Raw genomic sequence first — 15189 nt, 5'->3', positions numbered from 1 at the left:
AACAAATGTTGCCATATACGCTACACTTCAAACGATTGGGCCATTTCGCGCAGTTGAAGCGCGACCATGTTCAGCTCCTCCGCCGAAGCGGCCGTCTCTTCCATCGCCGCAAGCTGCTCTTCGCTGGCTGCCGCAACGCTGCTAGCACCTTGTGCCGAGCTGGCCGCTATCGCATTAACTGCCGCGGCAGCCGTCGTCACCTGCTCCGAGCTTGCTGCCATCTCTTCGGCAGCGGCGGCAACCCCTTGGATTTTGTCCGCGACATCCTCTGCGCTTGCAATAATGCTGCGGAAGGCATCACCCGCGCTGCGTACTGCATCCATTCCCGCGCCCGCTTCAAGCAGTCCGCTATTCATCCATTTCACCGAATGCTCCGTATCAGCCTTCACCTGCTCAACGAGGCCCGCTATATGCTCAGCCGTCTGCGTCGACTTCTCGGCAAGCTTGCGCACTTCGCTTGCCACGACCGCAAACCCTTTGCCATGCTCGCCTGCTCTTGCCGCCTCAATAGCCGCGTTAAGCGCAAGCAGATTCGTCTGACTGGACAGCTCCCGAATGAGCGCGGCCATCTCGACAATATCATACGAGCGCTGAGCGAGCTGTCCGACATGTTCGCTCGCTTGTCCCAGCGTATGATGAACGCGGCTCACGCTTGCAATGGCCTGCTCAATCGACTCGCCTCCGATTTGTGCATCGCGCGCCTTGCCGTTTGCCGCTTCCGATACATCCGACGAAGTTGCTGCGATCAGCTGTACGCCTTTCGCCACCTCATCCATTGCCCGTTCCGTCTCTTCCGCCCGCAGCAGCTGATCGCTGGAGCCGCTCGCGACTTGCTGAATCGTTGCAACGACCGATTCTGCGCGCTGCGATGCTTCTCTCGAACCAGCCTGCAGCCGCTCGGACGCCGAGGATACAACGCCAGATGCATGCTGTATGCCGCTAAGCAGCGTACGCATCCGTTCGGTCATCACATTAAGCGATACGACGAGCTCGCCAATTTCGTCCCGATTGCGAACCTTCAGCGCTTGCTGCGTCAGTTTGCCTTCAGCCACCTGCTTCAGCGCTTCCGATACGGCACGGACAGGGCGAGACAAGTTACGTGTAATAAGGATAAGCAACACGATAGCGACCAAGCATGCGATACCGCTGTTTATGTATAACATTAGTGATGCGCGTTGCGTCACTGTACCCGCATCAGCCGATTTGGTCAATGCACCTTCAATACCGGCTTGAAGCAGCTTGTCCGTCTGCTGGGTTACTTGACTCATCGCTGTCTTCGCCTGCTGCAGCAGCGCTTCAACCTCAGCCTCCTGCCCCGCCGAGCCTTTCTTCAAGCTTACCGATGCCGCAAGCGTAACGAATTGCTCGTGAAGCTTCTTATAATTATCCCAATCCGTCTCCAATTGATCGACCGACTGAATCAACTCCGCATCAGCAGTCTTGTCGAGCGTTTCACGATAGCGTGTAAGATTGTCCTCCGCCTGCTGAAAAGCTTTCTCCGATTCCGCATCATACTCGTTAATGGCCGACTTGTCCGCGTCCGCAAGCAGCTTCAGGTCCGTGGCTGACGCATGCTCGGTCCAGTAGCTTAGCTGCGAAGCCATGACGCTTCTCAGCATCCACTTCTCCGTAATTTCCGACGTTGTATGCTGCATGGTTCGCATCTGTCCTACACTAATGCCGACAACGCTCAAGAGCATCAACAGCATCGCCGCGAATACTAGCAGCATTTTGACCCTAACCGTTCTGAAGCCTCTCCGTTTGTTCATTGTGCTCGTCCCCCTAGATGTCCTTCAATCTCATCTCAATGGAACAAGCTTACAGCGGAAAGTTGAACCTATCCTGAATATGGCATTAAACTTGGCTTAAAGCTCATTCCCCGCTTGACCCAAAATAAAAAAGCACAGCCCGCTAAGGCTGCACTTCGACATCAAACGGTATAACGACGACCTCTCCCTTGTACTGAAACTGCCCCCATATGCGATACTTCCCCGCGGCTGGAAAAGCAGTATGGAACATCACGTTCGAACCGCTGCTCATCTCTGCCATTGCATGTACGTGCACATACTGGTTGGCCTGTTCATTCAGAATGACACAATGCCCCGCCGTTCCAAGATAAGGATCCAATTCGACAGGTTCGCCTGTCTTCGCATCCGTTAGGTGATAGTCCAGCATGACCATCTGGCCCGCCTTCAGCGAATCCAGATCCGGCATAACCGAGATCGTTGCCGACAGTCCGTCTACAATCGTCTGCACCGTACCATGCGAGGGCACGAGCGCGGTCTCTGCCCGCTCCTCACCCGTTATACGAACCCACTGTTTCGTTACCGTTATCTGCTCATTGTCCGGCACGAACTCCTCAATAAGCAGGTACTCTCCCCCTGTGGCAAAATCAGCTGTCGCCTCAAAGCGCCCTTCTCCAGCGTAAGTAGGATGAAGATGCTGGAACGAGGACAGGTCGCGGCTGACGATGATGAGATGCATCAGCTTCGTCATGTCTTCCGTGAACTTCGTAACCGGCTTGCCCGATGGATCAAGCACACGAAGGGACAGCTTATTGCTTCCGCTGACCAGTCGGTCCGTCCCATCCATGCCGGACGCCTGAACCTGATAGCCGTTATCCGATACGTTCGCCATACTGCTCTGCTGGAGATAATGAAGGATGCCGCTCGTTGGCGGGTCAATATCGACATTGCTCATGGTGGTTGCACAGCCGCTGCTCAGCATTAGGATGGTTGGCAGAAGAATTGCCGATAGCAACAGTCGGAGAGTGCGACGGCCAAGCTTCTCCTTCATGCGCCTTCCTGCCTGCGCTCCGGCTGCCGCGGCGGGAATGCAAGAAGGCTGAGAGCCAATGACGCAAGCGCGGCACTTACAATCGCGCCGGTCCATACTTCAATCTCCCAACCGATCCCGTCCGTTGCCTTCAGCCAGCCAAAATACAGCGTCCATAACACTGCTGGCACGAGGAGCACATAAATACGCATCGCCCACAGTCGGTTTGCTTCATCAGGCCTCAGCCAGCGGTAAGCCAGGTCGCCAATCAGCCCTGCAGCGAATGCGAACGCGATGGATATGGCATTCTCAAATCCGTCAAGCGCGTTCATAAGCACGGTGACGAAGGTGAACAGCACAGTGACGGCGCCGAAGGGCAGACGCCATCTTTTGACAAGTAGAAGCAGTGGAATCATGTATTGCATCGTGTTTAGGAGCAGATAGGAAAGGCCGCGCATTTCGTTCGTTTGCTGAATGTGGCCGGAGTAAAATTTGGTCAAATACCAGTCTGTCACAGGTTGTGAAGCAAGGTTGTAACGGAACATCCATGCGTACATGAGGAAGAAGCTGATTACGGATAACGTCAGTGCGACCGACAGCAGCGGCGGCGCGAACGAGCGCCAGCCCGGCGCGTCTTCATCCTCGTTCCAAGCGAAGCGGAAAGGGCTCGACAGAATCATCAGCGCACCGACGAGCAGCATAAGATGAGACGGACTGAGGAGCGCCGCGACGTCCTGCTCGATCCCGTAGATGATGTGCCAAGCCATATCGCATATTCCGCCTGTTAGGAATACAGCCGCACCAGTGAGGCCAAGCCCGTAACCGCTCGGAATAGAAAGCCGCCAGGACAGGCCCGCTATCAGCTTCGTTCGATAGACAAGATAACTCATCCAGATCGCGCATACAAGAAAACCAGAGTACAGAATCGCATGCCAAGGCGTAAAGAATGTCTCAACAACTCCGTGGTTATGTGCGTAGCCATCGATGAAAACACCGCAAATGAGCCAAGTGCCAAAAAGAATGGTCAAATAATGATAGCCGAGTGCGAGCTTGAAAGGCTTGCTTGTGAGATTAGCGGCGGTGTGAAGCTGTGCCTGCGTTTGCCTTGCCGTTGAATTCGCCTGCGAGGATGCCAACTCCGATCTCCCCCTTATTCGCTCATGCTCGCCGCAATTGCGAGCAACTGCTCCTTCGAAACTTCAGCAGATGCACTTCCTACACTGTAAATAATTGTAACATCATCATGCGTTTCAAGCCATTGGATCGTTTGATATTGGTTCGTCTCGCTGAAAATAAACGGTTCCGTCCGCAGGTACACGCCCTTGCTTCCGTTCACCTCCACCGATTGCTCGGCTCCGCTTGCAATGAGCCGCATATGTACCTGCTCTTTCGCAAGCTGCAGGCTGACATCAATCGGATGGTGCTGCGCGTCGGTGTACATCGCTGTATAGGAGCGAATCAACGGACCTCCCTCTTCTTGCGTTGGGCGGACACGCCATGCGAACCGGTTGGCACTGCTTCCTGCAGGCGCCTTCTTCGCATCGGTCTTCAACTCCTCCAGCAGCGTCATATCCGTGCTCGTCATGTCGGGTCCCGATACACCTTCTCTTTTGCCGCCTATGAAAGTTAGTCGATTGTCCGGTAGCTGCTCGGACGGCAGCTTGTAATCGCCTACCTCTTGCTTCAGAACGTTCCTCCAGGCAGCGATGTCTGCAATCACATGCGGATTAGACACGATGATGAACGGCATGCTGGCCATCCCAGGGATCAGCTTGCCCATGCTTGAGGAATAGACCAATGCCGCTTCGCCAACATCCAGCTGGTTCTGCACCTGCTGAAGCTCCGAACGAAACTCGCTTAGCATCGAAGCGTCTAATGCGCGATTAATGCCCTCGCTGTATTGGATGTTGACCCGATCGTCGCTGATCCGAACCCAGATGTAGTCGGCGAAGCCCGATACGAGCGCTAGTACGGTAAGGCCTATGGCGATCTTCATGAAGAGCGGACGCGTCGTCCAAGCGTGTGTCCGTAATTGCACGATTGTGCTTGCTCGCCGGCGACCCTGCTTGGCAGCATGGCGCGCAAACCGGGACAGCAGCTTGGAATCCGGCTCCAACTGCGGATTTATCGATTCGGCCTGCTGCTCGTAAGCCTGCTTTAACTGCTCAGGAATGGACATGGCGCCCCGCCCCCTCTCCGATGTTTGATGCCGCTGCTGCAGTAGTTGCAGGGTTCTGCTCCATGAGTCGGCGCAGCTTGGCGATCGCAGCATGATGACGCGATTTGACCGTTCCGACCGGAATGTCCAGCACATCTGCTATTTCCACGTAAGAATGATCTTGATAATAACGAAGTACAATAATTTGCCGCAGCCTTAGGGACAAGCGCCCTACGTGCTGCAGCAGCTCTTTGTTCTGCTCCGCTTCGAATAACCCGTCGCCAGGCTCTGTACGCGGAGGTTCAACGAACAACGTGCGGTTACGGTCGGCCAGCCGCATTCGCCGCCATAATCTTCGCCGCCAATTGCTCGTCTGACGAGCAATGATCCCATTAAGCCATGGTCGGAATGGCTGATCGGGTTTATAGGTCGGGAGCGCTTGGAACAAGGCGATATACACCTCATTCACAATGTCTCCAATATCGTCTTTGCTGCCTGCCATGAACGATACGGTACGATATACATGCGGATGAATGTGCGCATACATCTCGCGGAAAGCCCCCGTGTCACCCTTCAGCATTCGCTCAAGCCAAGGCTGTACTTCTATCTCGTGAGTCACGCCTACCTCCGATTGTTGGTTATTCGAACAAGGAGAACTTCGATACGATAATCGCTTCGATACGACCGTTGTGAATGACGAACTCAAGCGCTTGTTCCAGCTTCTTGTCGAGATACCCAATGATATTTATTTTGTTCTGTGTCCGTTTATAGAAATCCCTTCCATACGCAGCTTCAATTTCGCTTGCCGGCCCCCCAACCTTAATGCCTTTCGCCGTTTCCTGTCCCGGCATGAGGCTGTATATTTCAACGCTGTCCCGTATGAGCGAGTATTGATAGTCGGCATACTCGAGCGACAGATTATCGCCTTCCTGCGGTATTCGGCGTTTCGGCTCGCCCCGCTCCTTCGTGATTTCCGCCTCGGACTTGCCCCATTCCGACCACTGCGGGTTCTCTTGGCTGAGGTCGATCCCCTCGACCTGATCTTTATAGTCCAGCGGCGACGTCGCCTTATCTCTGCCGCATGCAGCTAATAGGAGTGTCATACTGACCAGCAGTACCATCAACAGCTTACTCCTCTGGTGCCGTGTATTCATCTTTGAAGCCCTCCCCTATCCCTCTATGAAATGGTGATTTCGAGCTCTATTGGTCGGAATTTGGGAAAAAGTTCGATTGGGAAGAAAAAAAATTGTGCGGTGCGTTATTGTTGAGGTTGGCGAGGAACAACAAGGGGCATGCGGGACTGCCGCTCGCTCGCCCCCTTCAATAACAAACAGCACAGAACACAAAAAAGGTCGAGCAGACATCCCATCTACTCAACCCTATCCTTACACCTTTGCTACGTTCACGCGCCCCGAGAAGAAGGTCGCGCCGCCGCCCATGTCGGCTGGGCGATCAGGCGTCAACGCATTCACGTTATGTTTCGAACCAGGCTGATCCGCCCATAGCCCTTGGCTGACGACGACGCCGCGCAGCACCGTCTCCCCGACGGAGACGGTCAATTCGCACTCGCCGCGGTCGTTCCAGATCCGCACCGTATCGCCGTCTGCGATACCTGAGGCCTTCGCATCCTCTGCATGCATGAACAGCTTCGGTATTTTCTCCATCCTTACATGCTTCGCATTGTTCGAGAACGTCGTGTTCAAGAAGTTATGATTCGGCGCCGGCACGAATAAATACGGGTAATCGCCATCATGTACAAGCGGTACATACGTTGGCAGCGGCGGATAGCCGTCTGCCTCCATCGCAGCCGAATACAGCTCGATCTTCCCGCTTGGAGTAGGCAAATGGCTGATGAAGTCTGGCGTCACTGCCGCTTTGACGAAATGCTCCAGCTCCAGCTTCTCGTAGTCGATGCTCGACAAATACGGATTCGCCGGGAAATCGAGCGCCTGCGCAATCATTTCCGCATCCGAGTCCTTGAACATCGCATCCTCATAGCCCATTCCTTCCGCTAGCAGGCGGAACACGTCCACATTCGATTTGCTCTCGAAGAATGGCTCGATAACCGGCTGTTGGAGATGCGCGTAGTGATGCCAGTACGACGTATACAGGTCGGTATTCTCATAAGAAGATGTCGCTGGCAGAACGATATCCGCATACTTCGCCGTCTCCGTCAGGAACAAATCGTGCACGACGAGGAACAGGTCATCTCTCCCAAGCCCCGCCCTCACTTTATTGCCCTCTGGCGCAACGAGCGCCGGGTTGCAGCTATAGACGAACAGAGATCGGATAGGCTCATCCAGCTCCAGCAGCGCACTGCCGATTTGATTCATATTGATTAATCTCGCATCCGGATTCACACGTACATCAGGCCGCTGAAGCGCGTTGGTGTTAAACCTTAAGAAGCCGCTGTTACCCTTCATCGCGCCGCCGCCTGGTACGAGCCATTGACCCGTCAACGCGGGCAGACAAACGATAGTCCGTATATTCATGCCGCCGTTATCGTGATGCTGCAGGCCGTTGCCGATACGGACCAGCGAAGGCGCAGTCGTCCCATACATCCACGCCAGACGCACAATGTCTTCCGCCGGCACGCCCGTAATCACAGATACCGTGGCCGGATCATAAGCACGCACATGTTCGCGCAGCTCCTCATGACCTACCGTATATTCAGCCAGAAACTGCTCATCCGTCAGTCCTTCGGCGAATAACACATGCATGAGGCCAAGCGCCAATGCGCTGTCCGTTCCCGGCAGGATCGGGATGAACCAATCCGCCCAACGGCCGGTCTGATTCTGATGCACATCGATAACGACGATCTTCGCGCCATTCTTGCGCGCTTTCTCCGCCAGCACGACCTGGTGCATGTTCGTGCTAACCGCGTTAATGCCCCACATAATGAACAGCTTCGTGTTCACCGTTTCTTCAGGGTCCGTTCCATAACTTCCGCCCATCGTGTACGAATAACCGACACCGCCTGCTACCGAGCAGATCGTCTGATCAAGTCGACTCGATCCTAACCGGTTGAAGAAACGCCGATCCATTCCTTCTGCGTTCAGCCGTCCCATATTGCCGTAGAAGCTGTAAGGCAGAATGCTCTCCGGTCCATGCTCCGCTATAAGCGCCTTCCACTTGGACGTAATCGTCTCGATCGCTTCTTCCCAGCTGATCCGCTCGAACTTTCCTTCGCCCTTAGCGCCTACCCGCTTCATCGGATGACGCAGCCGATTGGCATCATACAGCCGCTCGCCCATATTGCGCACTTTGTTGCAAATGTTGCCCTGCGTCACCGGATGGTTCGGGTCGCCCACCACCTTCACGATCATACCGTCTTTCTTATGAAGAAGCAGGCCGCATTGATCGGGGCAATCCAATGAGCAGACTGCCGGCACGATCCCGTCCCGCTGATTGATGTAAGCGTTCATGCCGTCCTATTCCTCCTTCAACCATCATCCGTACCGCTTGTTCGCCTAACATAGCATAGGGGATTAAACGTTACAATAATCCAAAATTCCTCATCTTGCCCTCTCGTCCCCCATACTTCCTATATCCATCATTCCGGCCAATATTGATACTCTTCCAGATCGATTCTTCCTTCGAGACCGATATGGACACCTTCCTGCCGAAGCAGGAAAGCTTGCGTATCCTTGCCTTCCGTATCCTTAATCGCGATTTCTCCGCGTGCGTTAACGACTCGGTGCCAAGGCAGCCCTTGACTGGCGCTCATCGCATGCAATATCCGAACAACCTGCCGCGCCCCCCGCGGACTGCCAGCCAGCCCCGCAATTTGCCCGTAGGTCATGACCTGCCCCTCGGGAATTCCTTTGATAACCGCAAGCGCCCGCAGCGTGAATGGCTCCATGTCCCTCGTCCTCGCTTCCAATTCTAACGTTAATCTTATCGTAGCACAGGCCGTACCGGTCTGTCTGTCCGCCAAGTCAAGCTGAAGCCGCTGGTACTATGCAAATCTGGTACTAGGAGCGTGCGAATTCGATCATTATAATGAGACTAAACCATATCAGGAAGGAATGTGAAGCAATGCTTCGACTTGGCACTGTGAGGACCGGCTTTATACTTGGACTCTCTATGATCCTTGCCGCCATCATCTACTTCTTCGCGTCCAATTGGGACGGTATGGAACGTATCAGCCGCACGGTGCTTGCCGGAGCGCTTGTCGTTCTTCTCTATGGCGCTTCTTATGGCGCATCCCGCATTCAGGCAATGCGCAGTCATCATCTATTCCTATCTACTGTACTGCTGCTGGGCGGGTGCATAGCCTTCGGCGTATCCGTCGCGCTATTAGGCCAGATCTACAACTCTCATGCAGACAGCTATGGACTGTTCCTGATCTGGGCGGTTGCCGCACTGCTGCTTAGTTTCATTACGCGCTACCGTCCGTTCTATGCACTCACTTATATTTTGAGCCAAATTGCATTATGGCAGTACTTCTATCCGACCAATCTGGCCGTCCACTATAGCGAGGGCAAGATGCTGTTCATCGGCGCGTTGTTCGCCCTAGCCAACCTCATCCTATTCGTACTAACGGAGACAAGGCTGCTTAAGTCGGCCTCTATCCGTGTGCTGAGCTTTCTCGTATGCGAATTATCGCTGCTGGGGATGTCCAATTCCATCGTGTTCGACCACTACGGCATTATGATGAACATCGTATCGGTCGCTGCCATTGCGGCTTCATTATATTATTTCTTGCACATTCGTCTCGACAAAATCTATCTAACGCTCAGCGCACTCCTGGCATCGGCTTTCGCCGTTCTGAAGTTCATCGAGCTGCTTATCGAATTCGCTTCGGTCGCTTTCTTCTTCTACGGCCTGGTGTTCGTCGCACTTCTTCTCACCGGCAATATTCTGTTCTTCCGCCGTCTGAACAAGCTCGACGTACCGCATGAAATAAACGACCAGACCTCTACAGCATTTGAGGCGGCGAAGACAGTAACAGAAGTTGCCCCTAAAGCGGAACACCGGCAGCGCGGCCGCCTAACGGCTGCAATCGTATCTACCGCTATTACAGGCCTGAGCGCAGTCATCGGAAGTGCCTCCATATTCGGACTCGTGCTGCTGCTGACGGACGACGCCGATCCATGGTACACGTTGTATACAATTGGCCTTCTTCTCATAGTGCCGATGCTCGCTTTATCACGTATTGAAGCTACAGTCCGTTATACGCTGCTGACAGTCGGCTTCGTAATCGGCACCATAGCGCTTGCCTTCATCGGATCGTTCTTGCTCGATATGTCGTTCGTCGTCCTATCGACCGCTAGTCTATTATTGCTGAGGAAGCCCGTACCACGGTACAGCATGTATGCTTTACTTAATCTTCACGGCTATATTGCACTGTTCCATCTATTCGATCCGCAGGACTGGCCAATGGCCGGCGTGCTGCTCGTCCTGCTAGCGATTAATGCTGCCGCTTATATCTTGTTGAATCGTCAAGCCGTTGCGAATCATCCATGGACGTCGCCCATTCAGATCGCTAGCTTATTCTTCACGCTGCTCTATCTGCTCTGCCTGACGTTTTTCGACGACATTGTCGCTCATTCGTATATGGGGTTCAACCTTGTGAATATGACAGCCACTACGCTGCTGTTGTTCTGGTTCATCCGGAAACATCGGGAAGTCGAGGCTGTCATCTGTGCACTGTTCTGGTTCGTCTTCATTGGTTTCAAATATTATGATCTGCTCTGGTCGCTGCTGCATAAATCCATTACGTTAGCGCTGATTGGCATTATTATGTTGGCCCTAACCTACTGGTATGCGCGGCGGATAGACATAGAGTCTGCCATGCCAGAGCATATCGATACGCCATCCTATTGGGGCACAACACCACTGCTGCTCATTGTCGTGGTCGCACTTCAGCTGGGATTCATCAGCTATCAAGTCGCTGTAAGCGAATACGCATTGCGTTCAGGAACGCCGATCAAGCTTGAAATCGCGCCTATCGATCCAAGGTCCATGCTGCAGGGCGACTATGTCACCGTATCCTATACGATTTCAACGCCGGCACCTTCCGCTAAGATTGAGCTAGAAGAAACCACAGCCCATAACGTGAAGGTTGTGCTCAAATCCGATGCGAATGGCGTATTCCAGTTCAGCCGACTCTATAAGAAGGAAGAGTCCATTGGATCAAACGAAGTCATCATTAATGGCCGTTGGGATGGCTGGGATAGTTGGGGAACGATTCACTATGGCATCGAGACCTATTTTGTCCCCGAGGGGACAGGGGCTGACGTTCAACGCGACGCACGTTACGCATACGCTCGCGTCAGTCGTTCAGGTAACGCAATATTGGAGCGGCTGTCCAATCAATAATTGAGCTTTTACAAAATAACAAGAGGGCCATCATCAGAGGGCCCTCTTGTTATTCGTTATTTTACGCGGCGCAGGCGAGTACGTTTATTGCTGAAATTGCTTCGGAAACTGCTTCACGATACCGTCTGACAATACATCGGCGAATTGGAGCATATGCGCCTCGTTCTGGTCGATGGCGTGAATGTCCCCTTCCCAATCCTTCTTCAGCCGCGCGACGACTTGGTCTGTGATCAGCTTCAGATGCGTATACAGCATATCCTGCAGCCATTTAAAGCCCCAACTCGGATTGGCCGCCGCCAAGAAACGGGCGATGTCGTCCGCATTCTTATGCCACTCCGCATTATATTTGTTCAGGTCGGCCGTATTGCCTGCCTTCGCTGCATCAACCACCTTGCCCGCGAGCATAATATGCTGCTGAAGCAAAGTAGTCAGCTGATTGCCTACTGCATCGCCGTAATACGGCTTGAATAGATTCCCGATATCCTGCTGATTGCGCAGAAGCCGCGAAAGCACTTGCTGCTGGTCTTCCAATCCGGAGATCGCGCTAACGATGTATGAGCCTGTCCATAAGATATGCTCGATCCATAACCTCCGCATCTCTTTGGAGAACTGAACAGCCGACTGCGTCAGAACCTGCTGCCGTGCATCTGCGGTAGGCGCGAGCTGCATGGAAACCTTCATTCCTTCCGACTTTACTGCGGCATTCGATATCGACGGCGCGATCGAAGCGGCGATCAACGCCGCTGCTGTAAACGTCATCCATGGTTTCATGGCGGTCATCTCCCTGATCCTAATCCTAATACGTTTTTGATGTGTTTGGAAAAACCCGTCATAGTATGGTCCTGGAAGTAACACTTATGCATAATGTTACCGTTTGCATTAAAAATACTTTTCATTTTGAAAAAATCTTTTTAATTTCGAAACAAAAAGGTGTAAACTATATAACATAGGTATACAAACCGATTAGGTCATCGTCGCTAAAGCATTTTGCCATTCACCGAGAACAACGCCTATGCTGCGATTTCTTTTGTGAAAAATGTTGCAAACTATGTAGCACATGATACGCGTTAGTGATTGGCACAATCGAGAAGACTAAAACCTAACCCACTTCAACGTAAAGGAGGACGTTCTCATGTCGCAATCTGTTGAATCCAAACCGTTAGACGTGCTTGAACAATTGACGAATCCAGAAATCCAGCAATCCCTGACTGTATTGGTGGATAATCTGCCTAAACTGGCAGAGATGGTGACTACGCTCACGAAGGCGTATGACTTCGCGTACAACATCGCTACGGATAAGGTGCTTATCAACGACTTCGCGCACGGCATTGGCGAATTCGTAACACCTGTAACGGAGAAAGCAAAAGGCATCGCTGCAGCAGCTATGGAAGCTAATGAACGTGCACAAGCGGATACGACGACGGTTGGTCTGTTCGGCATGCTCAAAATGCTGAAAGATCCGGAAGTTCAAAAAACGCTTCGTTTCGCGCAAGCTTTCTTGAGCGTACTGGCTGAACGGAAATAAGCTTCGCAGCACCATGATTGAAGATCCACAACCAACGAAAGCCGTTGAGTACGAATGGAGGATGGACATGTCGAAACAAATTTTGATTCTGGGCGGCGGTTACGGCGGCGTCCTTGCAGCGCTGTCCGCACGCAAGGAACTGTCTCCTGCTGAAGCAACCATTACGGTTGTAAACCGTTTCTCTACACACCAAATTATTACTGAGCTTCACCGTCTTGCTGGCGGCACGATTAAAGAAGGCGCCGTGGCGCTTCCACTTAATAAACTGCTGGGCAGCAAAGGCATCAACGTACTGGTTGATTCCGTTAAGAACATCAACCCGAACGAGAACCAAGTCGTTCTCGATGGCGGCTCCACGCTGAAGTACGATTACCTCGTTGTCGCACTCGGCAGCGAAACGAACTACTTCGGTATCCCAGGCCTTGAAGAGAACAGCCTCGTGCTGAAATCGGCGAATGACGCGAACAAAATCCGCGCTCACGTTGAAGCACGTCTTGACGCTTACAAGAAATCGGGCGACAAGAAAGACGCTACGATCGTTGTTGGCGGCGGCGGCCTGACGGGCGTTGAGCTCGTTGGCGAATTCGCTGACAAACTGCCAGAGATCTGCCGCAGCAAAGGCATTGACTTCAATGACATCAGCATCTACTGCGTAGAAGCTGGCCCAAGCATTCTCCCAATGCTGCCGAAACCGCTCATCGAGCGTTCGGTTGAGAGCCTGACGAAACGCGGCATCAAATTCCTGACAGGCGTTGCGATTACGGAAGCAACAAAAGACACCGTATCGCTCAAGGACGGCAGCACTATCGCCTCCAACACAATCATCTGGACGGGCGGCGTTAAAGGCAACCCGATTGTCGGCAGCTGCGGACTCGCAGAAGATCGCGGTCGTTCCACGGTTACGGCTACGCTGCAATCGACTTCGCACGCGAACGTATTCCTCGCAGGCGACTGCGCGGTTGTATTCCCAGAGGGCAGCGAACGTCCTTACCCGCCTACGGCACAGCTGGCATGGCAAATGGGTGAGCTCGTTGGCGTGAACCTGGCAGCAGCAATCCGTGGCGGCGCTATGGAGAAGTTCAATCCTGTCTTCTCCGGTACGCTCGCAAGCCTTGGCCGCAAAGACGGCGTAGGCTCCATCGGCGGCAACAACACGCAGCTTAAAGGTCTGCCTGCTTCGCTGATGAAAGAAGCTTCGAACATCCGTTACCTGTCGCACATCAACGGCCTGTTCGCACTCGCACACTAATTCAATGAATCACGCCAGTGAGCTATTGCTCACTGGCGTTTTTGTTGCGGTTATGCGGTTCCAGTAACAGAACGTCTGGCCATTATACGTTATCAGCAGTCGGCAGATCCCAATCTGTCGGTTGCTTTTTTTACATACAACTCTCCATTACTGCCCATACGAATCTATTAATTGTTTCATATAGTAGGAGCGTTGGGACAAAACCCGATCTTGGATGACAGCATGACGGAGGGATTGATAAGACATGACGAACAAGAAATCATCATTAACTGGCTTTCTGAAGGAGCCGAACGGCGAGCTGTGGCTGTGGGACGACCTTCCCCAGCTTCACATGGAGACAGGTTATCTAGTCGAGCAGCTTCTGCACTACGAGCAATCCGCCTATCAAGAGATCAGCATCGTCGAGACCAAGGGCTTTGGCCGAATGTTCGTGCTGGACGGGACACCGCAAGTAACAACGAAGGACGGGTTCGTCTACAACGAGATGATTACTCATATTCCGATGGTGACGCATCCTGCACCTAAGCGAATCGCTATGATCGGCGGCGGCGATTGCGGACCGGCAAGCGTAGCGCTGAAATACAACACCGTGGAGCATATTGAAATTGCAGAGATCGACCAACGCGTGATTGAGGTGTGCAAAACATGGATGCCGAACGCCGCTGTCGTTGCCAACGATAAGCGTGTGCAGTTAACTTACGCGGACGGCTACCGCTGGATTCAAGCGCGCAAGAAAGCGTTCGATGTATTGCTGATCGATCGTTCCGACCCTTATGGCCCGGCTATTACGCTATATAAACCAGCCTTCTATCAATACGTCCATGACAGCTTGAGCGATGACGGCATCGTCGTCATTCAATCAGGATCACCTTATTACAATGGCAGCACCTTGCGCAGCACTGTACGCAGTTTGCAGCGGCTTTTCCCGATCGTGCGTACCTACCTCTGCTTCATCCCATCCTTCCCTGGCGGGATATGGAGCTTCACACTTGCATCGAAGCAATACGAACCTCTCGACGCTGACCTGTCGCGCCTGCGTGATGAAGACGCCAAGTATATAACACCAGAACTATTCCGCTCAGCCTTCGTGCTTCCTCGGTATGTGCGAGGCCTGCTATCCTAAGGCTGCAACAAAAAATCCGCCACCCTGACGGGCAG

The 15189-nt window shown here is 53.1% G+C and carries 13 protein-coding genes; 4 read left to right on the top strand and 9 right to left on the bottom strand.

Annotation, left to right across the window (positions count from 1 at the left end):
• Positions 1–20: 20 nt before the first annotated feature.
• From H8B09_RS17740 to H8B09_RS17705, 8 genes are all read right to left on the bottom strand, one after another.
• Positions 21–1769, bottom strand: a complete 1749-nt coding sequence (locus H8B09_RS17740) for a methyl-accepting chemotaxis protein (RefSeq protein WP_191204885.1) — start codon at positions 1767–1769, stop codon at positions 21–23.
• 142 nt (positions 1770–1911) lie between these two features.
• Complete coding sequence (locus H8B09_RS17735; protein ID WP_191204884.1) at positions 1912–2796, bottom strand: DUF8832 domain-containing protein; 885 nt, start codon at positions 2794–2796, stop codon at positions 1912–1914.
• On the bottom strand, positions 2793–3911 hold the full coding sequence (locus H8B09_RS17730; protein WP_191204883.1) for a hypothetical protein: 1119 nt from the start codon (positions 3909–3911) through the stop codon (positions 2793–2795). The genes H8B09_RS17735 and H8B09_RS17730 overlap by 4 nt, the downstream gene beginning before the upstream one ends.
• Before the next feature lie 14 nt (positions 3912–3925).
• Positions 3926–4954 (bottom strand): hypothetical protein, encoded by a 1029-nt coding sequence (locus H8B09_RS17725; protein WP_191204882.1) that lies wholly within the window; start codon positions 4952–4954, stop codon positions 3926–3928.
• Entirely contained in the window at positions 4941–5552 is a 612-nt protein-coding gene (locus H8B09_RS17720) for a sigma-70 family RNA polymerase sigma factor (RefSeq protein WP_191204881.1), read from the bottom strand. The genes H8B09_RS17725 and H8B09_RS17720 overlap by 14 nt, the downstream gene beginning before the upstream one ends.
• Before the next feature lie 19 nt (positions 5553–5571).
• Positions 5572–6087: a hypothetical protein gene (locus tag H8B09_RS17715; protein ID WP_191204880.1), complete on the bottom strand. Its 516-nt coding sequence runs from the start codon at positions 6085–6087 to the stop codon at positions 5572–5574.
• 231 nt (positions 6088–6318) lie between these two features.
• Complete coding sequence (locus H8B09_RS17710) at positions 6319–8358, bottom strand: molybdopterin-containing oxidoreductase family protein (RefSeq protein WP_191204879.1); 2040 nt, start codon at positions 8356–8358, stop codon at positions 6319–6321.
• 128 nt (positions 8359–8486) lie between these two features.
• Positions 8487–8795: an MGMT family protein gene (locus H8B09_RS17705; protein WP_191204878.1), complete on the bottom strand. Its 309-nt coding sequence runs from the start codon at positions 8793–8795 to the stop codon at positions 8487–8489.
• Between the two features lie 176 nt (positions 8796–8971).
• On the opposite strand from H8B09_RS17705, the gene H8B09_RS17700 reads away from it, so the two are divergent.
• Positions 8972–11257, top strand: a complete 2286-nt coding sequence (locus H8B09_RS17700) for a GDYXXLXY domain-containing protein (protein ID WP_191204877.1) — start codon at positions 8972–8974, stop codon at positions 11255–11257.
• A gap of 84 nt (positions 11258–11341) precedes the next feature.
• On the opposite strand, the gene H8B09_RS17695 is transcribed toward H8B09_RS17700, so the two are convergent.
• Complete coding sequence (locus tag H8B09_RS17695) at positions 11342–12028, bottom strand: glycosyltransferase (protein ID WP_224753711.1); 687 nt, start codon at positions 12026–12028, stop codon at positions 11342–11344.
• Between the two features lie 361 nt (positions 12029–12389).
• Here H8B09_RS17695 and H8B09_RS17690 point away from each other — a divergent pair, with 361 nt between their 5' ends.
• The 3 genes from H8B09_RS17690 to speE all read left to right on the top strand — a co-directional run bounded on the left by H8B09_RS17690 (position 12390) and on the right by speE (position 15154).
• Positions 12390–12782 carry a DUF1641 domain-containing protein gene (locus H8B09_RS17690; protein WP_191204876.1) on the top strand — a complete coding sequence of 131 codons (393 nt, stop codon included), beginning with the start codon at positions 12390–12392 and terminating at the stop codon, positions 12780–12782.
• 67 nt (positions 12783–12849) lie between these two features.
• On the top strand, positions 12850–14031 hold the full coding sequence (locus H8B09_RS17685) for an NAD(P)/FAD-dependent oxidoreductase (protein WP_191204875.1): 1182 nt from the start codon (positions 12850–12852) through the stop codon (positions 14029–14031).
• Positions 14032–14275: 244 nt separating this feature from the next.
• A complete protein-coding gene (speE, locus tag H8B09_RS17680; protein ID WP_191204874.1) occupies positions 14276–15154 on the top strand; it encodes a polyamine aminopropyltransferase in 879 nt (292 codons plus the stop codon).
• Positions 15155–15189: the final 35 nt, after the last annotated feature.

The sequence above is a fragment of the Paenibacillus terricola genome (genome assembly GCF_014779765.1).
Lineage (GTDB): Bacteria > Bacillota > Bacilli > Paenibacillales > Paenibacillaceae > Paenibacillus_T > Paenibacillus_T terricola.
This window is presented reverse-complemented; position numbering and strand designations above follow the sequence as displayed.

Excerpts from the sequence above, each read along its gene's own strand:
- H8B09_RS17735 (WP_191204884.1), bottom strand. The coding sequence starts at position 2,796 with ATGAAGGAGAAGCTTGGCCGTCGCACTCTCCGACTGTTGCTATCGGCA.
- H8B09_RS17715 (WP_191204880.1), bottom strand. The coding sequence starts at position 6,087 with ATGAATACACGGCACCAGAGGAGTAAGCTGTTGATGGTACTGCTGGTC.
- H8B09_RS17710 (WP_191204879.1), bottom strand. The coding sequence starts at position 8,358 with ATGAACGCTTACATCAATCAGCGGGACGGGATCGTGCCGGCAGTCTGC.
- H8B09_RS17695 (WP_224753711.1), bottom strand. The coding sequence starts at position 12,028 with ATGAAACCATGGATGACGTTTACAGCAGCGGCGTTGATCGCCGCTTCG.
- H8B09_RS17725 (WP_191204882.1), bottom strand. The coding sequence starts at position 4,954 with ATGTCCATTCCTGAGCAGTTAAAGCAGGCTTACGAGCAGCAGGCCGAA.
- H8B09_RS17740 (WP_191204885.1), bottom strand. The coding sequence starts at position 1,769 with ATGAACAAACGGAGAGGCTTCAGAACGGTTAGGGTCAAAATGCTGCTA.
- H8B09_RS17685 (WP_191204875.1), top strand. The coding sequence starts at position 12,850 with ATGTCGAAACAAATTTTGATTCTGGGCGGCGGTTACGGCGGCGTCCTT.
- H8B09_RS17700 (WP_191204877.1), top strand. The coding sequence starts at position 8,972 with ATGCTTCGACTTGGCACTGTGAGGACCGGCTTTATACTTGGACTCTCT.
- H8B09_RS17705 (WP_191204878.1), bottom strand. The coding sequence starts at position 8,795 with ATGGAGCCATTCACGCTGCGGGCGCTTGCGGTTATCAAAGGAATTCCC.
- H8B09_RS17690 (WP_191204876.1), top strand. The coding sequence starts at position 12,390 with ATGTCGCAATCTGTTGAATCCAAACCGTTAGACGTGCTTGAACAATTG.
- speE (WP_191204874.1), top strand. The coding sequence starts at position 14,276 with ATGACGAACAAGAAATCATCATTAACTGGCTTTCTGAAGGAGCCGAAC.